The following is a 13,632-nucleotide window of genomic DNA, read 5'->3' on the forward strand; positions in this document are numbered from 1 at the left end:
ACATGGGCTTTGACATCATCCCCGGCGACATCGACGCCGAAGACCTCAATCCCCTGCACTGGATCAACAAGGCCAACCACGCCTTCGGCGACACTCTGGCCAGCGGTCTGGAGTTCCTCGGCATCACCGATCCGCTCGTCGATCCCGACGGCATCCGTGAGATAGCCAAGCAGTGGCGGGCCCTGGCCAAAGGGCTCGACGCCGCCGCCAACGACGCCGAATCGGCGCTCAAGGACCTGGAGTGGGAGGGTGAAGCCGCCAAGGCGTTCCACAAGCGGGCCAAGGCCACCCGCAAGCAGGCCACCGACATGGCCGACTCGCTGCGCGAGGGCGCCAAGGCACTGGACGACTTCGCCGACGAAGCCCACGAGCTGCTGACCGAGATCGGTGTAATCCTCGCCGAAATCGCCGAGTTCGAGATCGCGGGCCTTGCCCTGTCGGTGCTGACCGGCGGCCTCTCCATGATTGCCGGCAGCCTTGCGGCTGGCGCCCGGGCCGCGAAGGTAGCGGCGCTGATCGCCCGGATCGAGAAGTCCGGCACCCGCATGGCCTCGGTCATTCGCACCGTCATGGAGGCGATCCGCGGCCTGGAGCGGGCGCTGAAGGCCCTCGGGGAGATCAAGACGATCGCCAGGGCCGGCAAACTCGCGGGCGAGGGAATGAAGTTCTCCGCCTTCGACGCCGCCCTGCAAGATCCGAGCGCTTTCAAGGACCCGGAGAAGCTCTCCAAGCTGCTGGCCGAGGGCGCGATCCTCGGCGTCGGCGCCGGCGTACTGGGCAAGGCCCTCGGCAAGGGATTGAAAAAGCTCAAGCCCAGCGAACTCGCCAAGCTCAGCAGGTCGTTGAAGCTTGATGGATCGGGCCTCTCCCGCCTCAAACTTCGCCCCGAAGAGCTGCAGAAGCTACCCGCTTCGATCCGCGCGCTGTTCAAGAAGTGCAAGCTCGACCCGATCGACGTCGCCACCGGCGACATGCTGCTCCCACAGACCGACGTTCAGCTGCCAGGCGCCCTGTCACTGGTTCTGGAGCGCACTCATGTCTCCTCCTACCACTGGGGAGGATGGTTCGGGCCGTCCTGGGCCTCCACCCTTGATCAGCGTCTGCAGGCCGACGAAACCGGCCTCATCTACGCCGCTGCAGACGGCGCCCGCCTTGTCTACCCTCAGATATCTGCCGACTCCGACGTACCCGTGTACCCAGAAGTCGGCCAGCGGTGGCCGCTGACTTGGGACAGCGATGTTGACGGCGCACTACGTGTGACTGATCCGGACGCGGGCCTGGCCTACATCTTCCACACGCCGCAGGCCACCGACGACGGCGAGGCGGTTGACCTACCGCTCCAATCGATCGTTGACCGAAACGGGCAACGGATCACCATCAACTACACGGCAGACGGCTGCCCAGACGAAGTCGTTCACTCCGGCGGATACCGCATCGCGATACAACGCCACCCCGATCTGCCCCGGATCACAGCGCTCAGTCTCCTCGACCCAGAACGTCCTCAATCGGCGGGTACGCCACTGGTCAGCTACGGCTACAGCGACGACGGGCATCTCACCGAGGTCATCAACTCCTCAGGTCTCCCTATGCGGTTCACATATGACGAAGAGGGACGCATCACTTCGTGGACGGACCGGAACGGCACGGTCTACGCCTACGAGTACGACGGATTCGGCCGGGTCATTCGCACTGAGGGCAGCGACGGATTCTTCTCCGGATCCCTTACCTACGATGACGCCACCCGCACCACCATGGTGACCAACTCCCTCGGCCACAGCACTCGGTACGAACACAACGATGCCCTACGCCTGGTCCGCGAGACCGACCCGCTGGGCAACGTCACGACACAGGAATGGGACGAGAGCCTCCAACTCATTTCAGTGACCGACCCACTCGGCCACACGACCCGCTACACATACGACGCCCTCGGCCGTGTCACATCCATCGTCCGCCCTGATGGTCACGAGACAACGGCCGAGTACAACCCGCTGGGTCAGCCCACAACGATTTCCACAGCAGACGGAGCCGACTGGCGTCAGGAATTCGACGAACGCGGCAACCGCACAGCTGTCACCACGCCGGTCGGCGCCATCACCCGTTACGCGTACAACGCAGCCGGGCACCTCACTTCGATCACGGACGCGCTCGACCACGTCACCCGCGTCCGCTGCGACAAGGCGGGGCTGCCCATCGAAATCGCCGACCCGGCGGGGGCCACCACTCGCTATCAGCGTGATCCGTTCGGCCGAACCGTCGCTGCCACCGATGCCCTCGGCCGTATGACACTGCTCGAGTGGACTGTCGAGGGCAAGCCAGTCCGCCGTACCGAGCCGGATGGCACAACGGTGTCCTGGGCGTATGACGGTGAGGGCAACTGCCTCAGCCACACGGATGCGATGGGCGCGGTCTCGCAGTTCGAGTACACCCACTTCGACCTGCCGACGTGCCGCATCGCCCCGGACAGTACGCGCTCCACCTTCACGTACGACTCAGAGTTGCGCGTCACCCAGGTCACCAACCCGCAGGGCCTGACCTGGAACTACCAATACGACCAGGCCGGACGTCTGGCGTCGGAAACGGACTTCGACGGGCGGACCCTCACTTATACGTACGACCCGGCAGGGTGGCTCGTCACCTCGACCAACGCACTCGGGCAGGCCATCCGATATGAGCGAGACCCGATGGGCCGCGTGTGTCGCAAAGACACCGGCGGAGCAACCACGACCTACGAATACGATCTTGCCGGGCAACTCGTCCAGGTGGCCGGCCCGGACGCCACCCTGGTACGGGAACTCGATGTGGAAGGGCGCGTTCTGGCCGAAACGGTCAACCAGCGCACCATCACGTACACATACGACCTCCTGGGCCGCCGTACCAGCCGCACCACACCCACTGGCGTCACCAGCGCATGGAGCTATGACACGGCCGGGCGACGCACCCAGCTGACCGCCGCGGGTCGCAAAATCGACTTCGAGTTCGACCTGGCCGGCCAGGAACTGAACCGCCACATCGGCGAAACACTCACTCTGGCCAACACGTTCGATGATCTCGGCCAATTGGCGACGCAGGCAGCCACCATCGTCGGCGGCCAAGCCGTCCTGCAACGCGCCTACGCCTACCGCGCAGACGGCAATCTCATTCGCACCGAAGACGAGCGGAACGGAACCCGCGAGTTCGCCCTGGATGCTGCAGGGCGGGTTACAGCTGTCCACGGAGCGGCCTGGAGCGAGCGATACGCCTACGACGAGGCGGGGAACCAGACCCAGGCCGAGTGGCCCGCCACTCACCCCGGCCAGGGAGCGATCGGACCTCGCACCTACGCCGGCACCCGTCTCACCCGTGCCGGAGGCGTCCGGTACGAACACGACGCCCTGGGACGCATCACACTGCGCCAGAAGATACGCCTCTCCCGGAAACCCGACACCTGGCGCTACACATGGGACGCCGAAGATCGCCTCGCAGCCGTCACCACTCCGGACGGCACCGTCTGGCGCTACCAGTACGACCCGCTCGGCCGCCGAGTCGCCAAGCAGCGTCTCGCGGGCGACGGCGAAACCGTCGCCGAGCAGGTCGACTTCACCTGGGACGGCTCAACCCTGTGTGAACAGACCACCACAGCCACCGAACTGCCGAATCCGGTCACCCTCACCTGGGACCACCAAGGTCTGCGGCCCATCACCCAAACTGAACGCATCACCTCTGCCGACGTACCCCAGCACGAGATCGACTCCCGGTTCTTCGCCATCGTCACCGATCTCGTCGGTTCACCCACCGAACTCATCGACGAAACAGGGGATATCGCCTGGATTGCCCGCACGAGCCTCTGGGGGACGACGAGTTGGGCGGCCGACAGCCGCACCTACACGCCACTGCGCTTCCCCGGTCAGTACCACGATCCGGAGACCGGCCTTCATTACAACTACTTCCGCCACTACGACCCCGAGACTGCCCGCTACCTCACCCCGGACCCTCTTGGCCTCACCCCTGCACCCAACCCCAACACCTACGTCCAAAACCCCCACACGTGGTCCGACGCCCTCGGTCTCGCACCGCAGTGTCAGGAGGGTCAGGTCCTCGGCGACACCTCCAGCCTGCAGGGGTGGATTCCCACGAAGGTGCCTGGCGAGTCCAAGGCAGTGCTGCAGGACATACGACAGTTCGGAGTCGAAGCGCAAGGGGCTGGGCCACAGCTCATGGGACCATCAATTCCGCGACCCTTTGAGAACAGCGGAAGGGGCGGGGGCCACAAGCTTCCCGAGTTCGACAGCGCTGGGAAACCGGTTCGCTACACGGAATGGGGCACAGTGCAGTCGGCACAAAACCCGAAACCGGGCGGAGAGCGGATTATTACGGGTTCTGATGGATCGGCCTATTACACTCCAACGCACTATCAGACCTATATCGTCATGGAGGTGGGACGGTGAGTGATCTGCCGTGGTGGACCGACTCGCCCCCCTGGCTGTCCCTCAGCCCCAGCGATTCGCGCATTTCGGCGGCGGAGGCTTTGCCGCCCAGCGGATCGTTCTATGCCGCTCGCATGTCGGGCAGGGAAATGCTCGACGCTGACGGTGTTTTCACCCAGTTCTACGAGCATCTTCGACTGCCCGACTACTTCGGATGGAACTGGAACGCGCTGTACGACTGCCTGTCCGACCTAAACTGGATCCCAGCAGCGCGCTATCTGCTGATCGTGGACGACGCCGAGCATGTGCTTTCGGACAACCCAAGCGAACGTCATGATTTTCTGCGAACCCTCTTCAGGGCCGCTGAATCTTGGGCAGCCAAGCCTGACTTGCCCAACCGGAAGAAAGCCACGTTCCGTGTTGTCTTCCTGTGCGCCTCGGAAGCCTGCAATGACTTCAGCGCAGAGATCGCTCGGGCTGAACGCTCGCTGTGATGCGGATGGAGGACAGGTGGAGAGATCCTGAGACGAGGTCATCGCCGCCCTCCTGCCCCTTTCGCGGGGAGACATCTCCACCGTGAACGGCATGGACTGGCAGGAGTGAGCAGAGGTCGAAGTGGTCTCACGCCCGAAAGCGGGTTCCGGCAGAGGAACGCGACCTCGTCCTCGCGCACGGCGTGGACATGAGCCCCAGGTGATCACGTGGCGGAGCAGACCCCTGAAGATCCTCAACGCCCCGCCGATCCGACGCCTGGTCGCTTCAGCGCTGGGCTGCGAGACGGCCATCGGCCGGACGACTGAGCGCAGCCGCTCCCTGGGCGTCGAGAAGCAGGTCGGCCAGGGCCCAGCCACAGGAGTCGAGCAGGTCCGGGGGACTTCTCCTCAGCTTCGGACGCGCCGACATACGTCGTCATCTGCTCCTCGAGCACCGCGAACGGGACTCCGCCGCCCTTCGCGCGCCTTAACCACGGCCTCGGAGCAGCCGGTCAAGTACCGCTACCGGGGACGTCGGGCACATGGCCCGACGGGCGTCGAGGGATGCCTCCCACCGCTCGGTCAGCCCGCGCATCAGACGCTGCCGCATGCCCTGCGTCACATGGGCATAGCGCGCGGACACCGAGCCGTCGATGTGGCCCATGCGTTCGTCCATGAGCACCTTCTCGGTGCCCAGGTCATCCATCATTGTCCGGTGGGTGTGGCGGAGACCGTGCGGCGTGAGGCCCTTCGCGATTGGCAGCCAGCAGGCGTCGGCCCGTTCGCTGGCGTTGCGCCCTCGCGCCGGGACGCCGGGCCACGGCTCGCCGAGCAGCGGCACGGGTCGCGCCTCCTGCGGCGCCTTCTTCGGGTACCAGCCGGAGGCCGCCGGGGTGAATAGCCAGGTGGCGAAGCCGTTTCGGCGCCAGTGGGCTGCGTGCTCGGTGGTCGTGCCGCCGCGCACGAACCCGAGGTCGGCGATCGCCTGCTCGACGCGGACTCGGGTGTCCTCCCGTACGCGGTCGGGGTGGTTGAGGACGTTGGACACCGTCCCGGTGGACACTCCGGCGAGGCGTGCGACGTCGACAAGCTTCGCGCCCTGATGGCCACCTGTGCGGGCGGCGCCCAGCCCACGGAAGACGTAGGTCCTGCCATGGCAGGGGCAGGGAGTCGGCTTCGTGCGGGCGATGTGGTTGAAGACCAAGGCGGACAGCCAGTCCATCGAGTCGATGGTGCGGTAGCTGTCGTCCTTGGGTGCACGTCTCAGCCCCACTGGGCCACCAAGGGCACGCGATCCACTGGACCTTGGAGATCCGCGCCGCTCTACCCACGCGGGTCTATCCGGGCATGACCTTCGGAAAGCTCGTCTTCCTCACCTCCCTCGGCACTCCTGCCAGCTACCAGCAGGGGCACGCCAAGTACGCGGCCACAAGGGGCATCGACATCTCCCGCCTGTACGAAGAGATTCCTCAAGGAGCGCTGTGAATCACGCCGTACGCCAGGACACGGGTCCGGTGGCCGCAACCTTCCTCGACCTGCCAGCCGGAAGCCCCGGCGGCAGCGTCGAGCTCTTCCTCGACCTCTACACCGGGGATCAGCCGCTCATCCCCGCGCGAGCATTCATGTTGGCCCCTGCTGGGACCAGACCGCGTCTCCCGGCCAACCTCGGCCTGCTGACGGCACCCGGCAAGTGCCTGGAGGGTCCGGCGTTCGCCCGTTACGTGGCAGCCCTACGACGCGCCTTGGTGACTGCGGTGAACCCGGCCCAGATCGAGGTGCTGCACCTGCAGCACCTCGCCTTCGGCGCCACCCCTGCGCTACTCCGGGCCCTGCCATCGCATCCCAGGATCGCCCTCGTCCACGGCACCGACCTGATCTTCGCCGAGGCACACCGCGATCAGCTTCAAGTGCTCCGCGAGACTGCGAGGGCGGCCAACGCCATCGTCGTGCCTACCAAGGCGATGGCGGACCACCTTCTGAAGCTCGCCCCGCACACCGACCGCCGGAAGATCGTCCACGTCCCCTGGGGCATCCCGGACCGCCTGCTCACCGATCCACCGTTCAGACCCGCCCGCACCCCGACCAGCCACCTACGGCTCTTGTACGCCGGCCGCCTCACCGCCGAGAAGGGTGTAGGGCATCTGCTCACCAGCGTGTCAGCCCTTCCAGGAGTCGAGCTGAGCATCGCCGCCCCCAGCGCCCAGTTCCACGCCATGGCCCCGCTCCTCAAACGGGTCGGCGTACGAGCGCGATATCTCGGCTGGCTCCGGCGTCCACAGCTGTGGAAAGCCTTCGCCGAGCACGACCTGCTGGTCATACCCTCCACGACGCTGGAGGCCATGGGCCTGGTCGCGCTGGAGGCCCAAGCCTGCGGTCTGCCCGTCCTGCACCAGCCGGTGCCTGGCCTCAACGAAGTCCTCGCCGCGTCCGGGGTGGCCACCGACTTCACCCACCCTGCTGCGCTCGCACGCGAACTCGAGCGGATCAGAGCCGCACCGGGCCTGTTCCCCGCCCTTCAGCAGGCGGGCTACGCGAACGCCGCCCGCTACCCGCTCTCGGCGACAGCAGAAGCCCTGGCCGACCTCGGCCGCCAGCTCACCTGAACACGGCCGTGGCCCGGCTTCGACGCGCCATTGCCCTTCCAGCTCCGCCCGCGTCACTACGCTGACGCGGCGGGACACCGATTGCGAACAGGGAGACCATGACGTACCGCACCGTCCGCATCGAACAGCTCCTGGGCGAAGGCGTCCGGGACAAGGTCTATCCAGGTGCCGTATGGGCTGTCGGTGACGCCCATGGCACCCACGTCCAAAGCACCGCCGGAGTCCTCGACCCCGCCGAGCCGGACGTGCCGATGCGACTCGACACCATCTTCGACGCCGCCAGCCTCACCAAGATCCTCGCAGTTTGGGCCTCGATCGGGGCGCTGTGGGAAGAAGGCAAGCTCGACCTCGACGCCACACTCGGCACCTTCTGGCCCGAGGCCGACGGACACCCGCTGGAAGCGGTGACCGCTCGCAACCTCCTGACGCACACCGCCGGTCTACCGCTGCGAGCCCAGCTCAAGAACCTGTACGGCACCGACCCCCAGGACGTCCGCGACGGAGTCCTGCACGAGGCCCTGCACCGGCCGCCGGGCGAGGCTGTCGAGTACACCGACCGGGCCGCCCTCATCCTCGGATACCTGGCCGAGCACCTCTCCGGACAGCGGCTCGACCAGCTCGTCACGCAACGGACCTGGCAGCCCCTGGGCATGGACAACACACGCTTCGGACCGCTGCCCGCCGAGGTCGCCGCACGCTGCGCACCGACCGAACTCGACCAAGACACCGGCACCCATCTCAAGGGCGTCGCCCACGACTTCTCCGCCCGGCTGCTGGGCGGAGTCTGCGGCATCGCCGGCGCCTTCACCGTCCTCGACGACCTCGGCACCTTCCTGCGCCACATGCTCTCCTCCGCCCCGGACCGAGCCGGGTTCGGCCCCGCCTGGACCAAGGAGTCACTGACCATCCAGACCGGCGGCTTGGAGCCGGTACGCGGCCTGTTCTGGCACCCGGCCCCCGGCAGCGACTCCGACGACGACATCTGGGTCCACTACGGCTTCACCGGCACCGGCATGTGGCTCTCACCCCAACAAGGCCGATGGGCAGTGCTGTTGACGACCAGACGAAGCCAGGCAGCGTCATGAGGCACTCAAAGAGTCCGAGCCAGTGACCTGCCCTGACGCTGCGCGGTTGGTTCGCTACTGCATCGCGATCCTGCCAGTTGAAGCCCCGGAAGAGGAGGTTCCGGCATCGTCCGGACAACTAATCCGCAGGTCAGCCATATAGAGTGAACTTTCCGGCCCGGATGTCTAGGCGCGGCGGAAGTAAGGGGTGGAGGCCTTGAGTCCCGACTCAGGGGCGCGCACAGCCTTCGCGGAACGTCTCGCGCTGCTCTATAAGGAGGCTGGCCCTCACGCCCACAGCACCTCCGCCAAAGTGACCCCGACGTACGCCGCGCCCAGGCCCGTGACCACGCTCGCGGCGACATTCGCCGCGGCGAAGAACCTTGCCCCGTCCTCCGTCAGGCGCAGCGTCTCGTACGAGAACGTTGAGTACGTCGTCAGCGCCCCGCACAGCCCCGTTCCCAGCAGTAGCTGCGTCTGCGACGAGGCTGCGCCCGCGACCACGGCTCCGGTGAGCAGGCCGAGTACGAAGCAGCCCGTGACGTTCACGGTGAACGTGCCCCATGGGAAGACCGTGTCGTGGCGTGCCTGCACAATTCGGTCTGTCAGGTAGCGCAGCGGCGCGCCCACCATCGCCCCGGCGATCACGAGCAGCCAGTTCACTCGTTCTGCTCCCGGCCCACGTAGCGAATGACCTCGCAGTCGTCGAGGATCACCAAACCCTCCGTCACCAGCTCGTCGATCGTGGACAGGAACGGGCGCACCCGCTCGTCACTGTCCACGATCACGATCGCCACCGGCAGGTCCTCGCTCAGCGACAGCAGCCGCTGGGTGTGGATCAGCGAGGAGGCACCGAAGCCCTCGATCCCCCGGAACACGCTCGCGCCGGCCAGGCCCGCCTTGTGGGCCCGGTGCACGATCTCCGTGTAGAGCGGTCTGTGATGCCAGATGTCGTTCTCGCCGATGAAAATCGTCACCCGCAGGGCCCGGCCCGTCAGCCTCGTCGCTTCGCTCATCACCGCTCCATGCCATCACGCGGCCCTCGTCGTCACTGTCACCGCACGCCTTCCGGAGTGGCGAAGTCGGCCTCCGGGTGGGCGGGGTCGGGTGACACCGTGTGGCGGGGGCGGGTCGGCAGCAGCAGGGTTGGGTGGGCTATGCCCCAGGCCGCGCCCGCCACTACGAACTCCTTGATGCGGGCGGCCGTTCGGCCCTTGATGACCATGGGGGTGACCTGGTCGTCCGGGGTTACGCGCTGGATGATTCCGTCGCGGCGGCCGAGGCTGATGCACTGCATGGTGTAGCCGATCGTGGTCTTTGGCACTTTGCGGCCGGTCAAGCGCGCGGCGAGGGCATCGGCGGCCTGCCATGCCGTGAAGCCTCCCGAGGCGCACGACATGCGGAGGGGCTTGTCTCCGGCTCCTATGGCGTATGCGGCGTCGCCGACCGCGTACACATCGGGGTGCGAGACCGAGCGCATGGTGCCGTCCACGACGATCTGCCCTGTGTCCGACACCTCCAAGGTGGTGGCCGCCGCGATGGGGTGCGGGATCGGGTGTGCGGCGAAACCTGCGGTCCACACCGTTACTTGGGCCGGGATTCTCCCTGCCGAGGCCCCCGGCGCCGACTCTCCTGTCGTCACGCCCGTCGGTTCGACCCGCGTGACCTCCGCCTTTTCGTGCACCGTGATGCCCAGCCTGGCGAAGACTCCGCGCAGGTGGCGCCGCGCCTTGTCGCTGAGCCAGTCGCCTACTCCGGCGCGGGCGGCGATCGCGACCCTGAGGTCCGGGTGTGCCTCCGCGATCTCCGTGGCCGCTTCGATGCCTGTCAGGCCGCCGCCGACCACCAGCACCGTCTCGGCCGGAGCCAACTTGTCCAGACGTGCGCGTAGTTGTAGCGCTGCCTGCTTTCCCGCGACGTTGTAGGCGTACTCGGCGACACCCGGGATGCCGTGGTCGGCGACTGTGCTTCCGAGGGCGTATACGAGGGTGTCGTAGGTCAGGGTGTCGTGGGTCAGGGTGCTGGTGTTGGTGTCGTCCGCCTCCGTTACGTCTACCGTCCTGCGGTCCACGTCGACCGCCGTGACCCGCGCGTGCCGGATCCTCACTCCGCTGCCCGCGTACATGCCGCGCAGCGGGCGCGGGCGCAGAGCCTGTCCGGTTGCCAACTGGTGCAGACGCACCCGCTCGACGAAGTCGGCGTCGGCGTTGACCAGGGTGATCTCTACGTCGTCGCGGTGCAGCCGCTTGGCGAGGCGACCGGCGGCGGTGGCTCCGGCGTAACCGGCTCCTAGGACGACAATGCGGTGCTTCATGGCTCGCTCCTGTCCGGTGGGGTCCTGTGGGGATCCGGTGGGGATCACCGGGTCACCTCCTGAACCGGACAGCCTCGCGATCCCTGACACGAAGCGGGTGTGACGCGCGTCACCACTCCTTGAGGGCGGTGTGGTGGGGGCCGGCATCCGCCCACTGGCGCGTGATGCGTTCCAGCTTGGCGGGGTTGACCTGGATGTGGAGCGCCTCGACGCCGTCAGCGGTCGCGTCGACACACAAGACGCCGATGACCCGCTCGTCGAGCACGACCAGCACGGCGGGCGTGCCGTTGACGACGGCGGTGTAGACGGCCGGGCTGCCGCCGACAAGGGCCCGCTTGGCAGCGGTCGGCCGGAACAGGTTTCGCAGGTATCGCGCGATACGGAGTGTTCCGGTGACCGGGGTCCTGCGGGCCGAGACTCGGCCTCCGCCGTCGGCCACGCTGACCGCGTCGTCGCTGAGCAGCCGTACCAGTGGCTCGGTGTCGCCGCTGAGGGCCGCGGCGAGGAACTCTTCGACGATCTTCACGGCGGCGACCGCATCGACCTCGGTACGCGGCCGGTCGTCGGTGACGTGCTGCTTGGCGCGGCGGTAGATCTGCTGGCAGTTCGACTCGGTGAGGTCGAGGATCTCGGCGATCTCGCGGTGCGCGTACCCGAACGCCTCGCGCAGCACGTACACCACGCGCTCATTGGGCGACAGCCGCTCCATGAGGGTGAGCATCGCCAGGGAGACCGACTCGCGCTGTTCGAAGGTGTCGGCCGGACCGAGCATCCGGTCTCCGGCCAGGACCGGCTCCGGGAGCCACTCCCCCACGTACGTCTCCCGCCTGGCCCGCGCCGAGGTGAGCTGGTTGAGGCAGAGGTGGGTGAGCACCTTCGTCAGCCATGCCTCGGGCGTCTCGATCCGCTCCCGGTCCGCCGCGTTCCACCGCAGGAACGCGTCCTGCACCGCGTCCTCGGCGTCACCGGCCGACCCGAGGAGACGGTAGGCGATCGCCTCCAGGCGGCCCCGGGATTTCTCGAACAGTTCGACCTCGTGCGTACTGAGTGGCATCCGCGGCATCCGCCCATGGTCGGCCACGTGCGTGGAGTCCGTCCACCGGCGCCCGTGTTCAGCGCCGCTGGTCGCCGGAGTCTGCCTCGGCCGTTGCCTTCAACGCGCTCAGCCATGCTTCGAGGCCGTCGCCGAGGACCTTGGTCGCGTACGGGACGTTCGCTTCCACCTGGGGGCCGGTGTGGGTCTCTTCCGTGCGTACGCGGACGCCTCCCTTGACCTTGGTGAAGGTCCACACGTGGACGCCGTCGATACGCAGGCCCTCTCCGACCGCCGGGCCCGTCCAGCGGATGCAGGAGTTGCGCTTGAGCTGCTCGACGGTCGAGGTGATGTCCAGGGTGGTCGCCGGAGTCGCCGGGTTGGGAGGCACCGGAGTCGTCCACCGGAACGCCGAGCCCTTGCGGAAGGGGCCGTGGTCGAGGCGTTCCATCGTCTCGACGTGAGCCTGCCAGGACGGCCAGCGCTCCACGTCCGTCTGCAGCTTCCAGATGGTGCTCAAGGGGGCGTGGACGACCCTCTCGGTCTTGTAGCGGACCGCGGCGTCTGGGTCTACGCCCTCCCCTCGGCAGGTGAGGGGGTTGGTGGGGTGCGGGGTCGACGTGGCCGCTCCAGCGGGGGTGGTGGCTGTGACGAGAACGCCTACCGCCGCCAGCGGGACTGCGATCAGGGCTGCGCGGAGGGTGGTGCTTCGGGGGCTGGTGCTTCGGGGGCTGGGCATGGTGTCCCTCTTCTTCGTGCGTCGGCGTGGGTGTGCGTGTGCGTACGGGTGTGGGACTGGTGTGGCCGCCATTGGTCCGGGCGGCGCCAAGTCGTGTATCAACAGGGGTACTTCGCCGCACCCCCGCCTCCCACCGGTGACGACGTTAGCGAGGCACAAGGAGATTTGGCAGCGTTAGATTTTCTTCACAGCCCACACCTTCGCGGCACCCCGCGGACCCCACCCCCGTACGGTCGTCGCATGCCCGCAGACGACCACGCACCGGCCCCGGCCCCCCTCTCCCTGCGCGAACGGCGCCGTCGTGCAGCGACCCAAGAGATCCTGGATGCCGCCGAGTCGCACATCACCGAGCACGGGCCGCATGCCCTGTCCCTGCGGGCGGTGGCCCGTAGCCTCGGGATGACCGTGCAGGCGCTGTACCACTACTTCCCGAGCCGGGACTCCCTCGTCACAGCGCTCGTCACCAAGGCGTACGACGACTTGGCGGACGCCGTACATGGCGCCGCACAGGATGCCGTGCCGGACACCGCGCAAGCCCCCGACGACCAACACCCCTTGCCCCGCATGGTGATAGCGGCCGAGGGATACCGCCGGTGGGCCATCGCACACCCCGAGCGGTTCCAGCTCCTCTACGGATCCCCGCTGCGCTCCTACGAAGCCCCCGTAGAAGGCCCCACCACCCAAGCGATGCGCCGGATGAGCGCGATATTCCAGCGCGAGTTGTTCGAGGGGTTCACCACGGCTCAACTCACCGCGGCCGACGTCCCCGAGCTCTCGCCCGGGCTCCGGGCACACCTGGAGAACCTGCCGCCGGACGGCCTCGGCGATCTGCCGCCCGCGGCGACCGCTCTCCTCCTGAGTGGCTGGGGGCACATGCACGGCCTCGTCGTCCTTGAGGTGTTCGGGCACACGTCCTTCGTCGGCGAGTACCAGGCCGAGATCTTCCGTACGGCGATGCGGAACATGTTGGAGGACCTGCGCAGGCGGATCCCCTGATCCGGGC

At 67.3% G+C, this 13,632-nt stretch carries 10 protein-coding genes and 2 pseudogenes; 6 read left to right on the plus strand and 6 right to left on the minus strand.

Annotation, left to right across the window (positions count from 1 at the left end):
* Positions 1–2 precede the first annotated feature (2 nt).
* Both ACGFX9_RS28455 and ACGFX9_RS28460 read left to right on the plus strand, forming a co-directional pair.
* Positions 3–4,424, plus strand: coding sequence for a DUF6531 domain-containing protein (locus tag ACGFX9_RS28455; protein WP_393478153.1), 4,422 nt, complete (start codon positions 3–5; stop codon positions 4,422–4,424).
* Positions 4,421–4,897 carry a barstar family protein gene (locus ACGFX9_RS28460; RefSeq protein WP_393478156.1) on the plus strand — a complete coding sequence of 159 codons (477 nt, stop codon included), beginning with the start codon at positions 4,421–4,423 and terminating at the stop codon, positions 4,895–4,897. Before ACGFX9_RS28455 ends, ACGFX9_RS28460 begins: the two co-directional genes overlap by 4 nt.
* A 466-nt stretch (positions 4,898–5,363) precedes the next feature.
* On the opposite strand, the pseudogene ACGFX9_RS28465 reads toward ACGFX9_RS28460, so the two are convergent.
* Positions 5,364–6,143 (minus strand): annotated as a pseudogene (locus ACGFX9_RS28465) (LacI family DNA-binding transcriptional regulator); the annotation flags it as partial.
* Here ACGFX9_RS28465 and ACGFX9_RS28470 point away from each other — a divergent pair.
* The 3 genes and pseudogenes from ACGFX9_RS28470 to ACGFX9_RS28480 all read left to right on the plus strand — a co-directional run.
* Positions 6,122–6,361: pseudogene (locus tag ACGFX9_RS28470) on the plus strand (deoxycytidine triphosphate deaminase); the annotation flags it as partial. The pseudogenes ACGFX9_RS28465 and ACGFX9_RS28470 sit on opposite strands and share 22 nt — an antisense overlap.
* Positions 6,358–7,479 carry a glycosyltransferase family 4 protein gene (locus ACGFX9_RS28475; RefSeq protein ID WP_393478159.1) on the plus strand — a complete coding sequence of 374 codons (1,122 nt, stop codon included), beginning with the start codon at positions 6,358–6,360 and terminating at the stop codon, positions 7,477–7,479. The pseudogene ACGFX9_RS28470 and the gene ACGFX9_RS28475, both read left to right, overlap by 4 nt.
* A gap of 98 nt (positions 7,480–7,577) precedes the next feature.
* Positions 7,578–8,564: a serine hydrolase domain-containing protein gene (locus tag ACGFX9_RS28480; protein WP_393478163.1), complete on the plus strand. Its 987-nt coding sequence runs from the start codon at positions 7,578–7,580 to the stop codon at positions 8,562–8,564.
* A gap of 267 nt (positions 8,565–8,831) precedes the next feature.
* Here ACGFX9_RS28480 and crcB read toward each other — a convergent pair whose 3' ends face one another.
* The 5 genes from crcB to ACGFX9_RS28505 all read right to left on the minus strand — a co-directional run bounded on the left by crcB (position 8,832) and on the right by ACGFX9_RS28505 (position 12,629).
* The gene (gene crcB / locus ACGFX9_RS28485) at positions 8,832–9,206 is read right to left on the minus strand and encodes a fluoride efflux transporter CrcB (RefSeq protein ID WP_393478167.1); all 375 of its coding nucleotides are present in this window, start codon (positions 9,204–9,206) and stop codon (positions 8,832–8,834) included.
* Complete coding sequence (locus ACGFX9_RS28490; protein ID WP_393478171.1) at positions 9,203–9,559, minus strand: DUF190 domain-containing protein; 357 nt, start codon at positions 9,557–9,559, stop codon at positions 9,203–9,205. Before ACGFX9_RS28490 ends, crcB begins: the two co-directional genes overlap by 4 nt.
* Positions 9,560–9,597: 38 nt before the next feature.
* The gene (locus ACGFX9_RS28495; protein WP_393478175.1) at positions 9,598–10,857 is read right to left on the minus strand and encodes an NAD(P)/FAD-dependent oxidoreductase; all 1,260 of its coding nucleotides are present in this window, start codon (positions 10,855–10,857) and stop codon (positions 9,598–9,600) included.
* A 109-nt stretch (positions 10,858–10,966) separates the two neighbouring features.
* Positions 10,967–11,911 carry an RNA polymerase sigma-70 factor gene (locus ACGFX9_RS28500; protein WP_393478614.1) on the minus strand — a complete coding sequence of 315 codons (945 nt, stop codon included), beginning with the start codon at positions 11,909–11,911 and terminating at the stop codon, positions 10,967–10,969.
* A 58-nt stretch (positions 11,912–11,969) separates the two neighbouring features.
* Positions 11,970–12,629, minus strand: a complete 660-nt coding sequence (locus ACGFX9_RS28505) for an SRPBCC family protein (RefSeq protein ID WP_393478180.1) — start codon at positions 12,627–12,629, stop codon at positions 11,970–11,972.
* A gap of 240 nt (positions 12,630–12,869) precedes the next feature.
* On the opposite strand from ACGFX9_RS28505, the gene ACGFX9_RS28510 reads away from it, so the two are divergent.
* Entirely contained in the window at positions 12,870–13,625 is a 756-nt protein-coding gene (locus tag ACGFX9_RS28510; protein WP_393478184.1) for a TetR/AcrR family transcriptional regulator, read from the plus strand.
* Positions 13,626–13,632: the final 7 nt, after the last annotated feature.

The organism is Streptomyces sp. NPDC048436, assembly GCF_043200355.1.
Taxonomy (GTDB): domain Bacteria; phylum Actinomycetota; class Actinomycetes; order Streptomycetales; family Streptomycetaceae; genus Streptomyces.

Coding starts and splice junctions, on each gene's coding strand:
- ACGFX9_RS28455 (WP_393478153.1), top strand. CDS start 3: ATGGGCTTTGACATCATCCCCGGCGACATCGACGCCGAAGACCTCAAT.
- ACGFX9_RS28480 (WP_393478163.1), top strand. CDS start 7,578: ATGACGTACCGCACCGTCCGCATCGAACAGCTCCTGGGCGAAGGCGTC.
- ACGFX9_RS28490 (WP_393478171.1), bottom strand. CDS start 9,559: ATGAGCGAAGCGACGAGGCTGACGGGCCGGGCCCTGCGGGTGACGATT.
- ACGFX9_RS28495 (WP_393478175.1), bottom strand. CDS start 10,857: ATGAAGCACCGCATTGTCGTCCTAGGAGCCGGTTACGCCGGAGCCACC.
- ACGFX9_RS28500 (WP_393478614.1), bottom strand. CDS start 11,911: ATGCCACTCAGTACGCACGAGGTCGAACTGTTCGAGAAATCCCGGGGC.
- ACGFX9_RS28505 (WP_393478180.1), bottom strand. CDS start 12,629: ATGCCCAGCCCCCGAAGCACCAGCCCCCGAAGCACCACCCTCCGCGCA.
- ACGFX9_RS28510 (WP_393478184.1), top strand. CDS start 12,870: ATGCCCGCAGACGACCACGCACCGGCCCCGGCCCCCCTCTCCCTGCGC.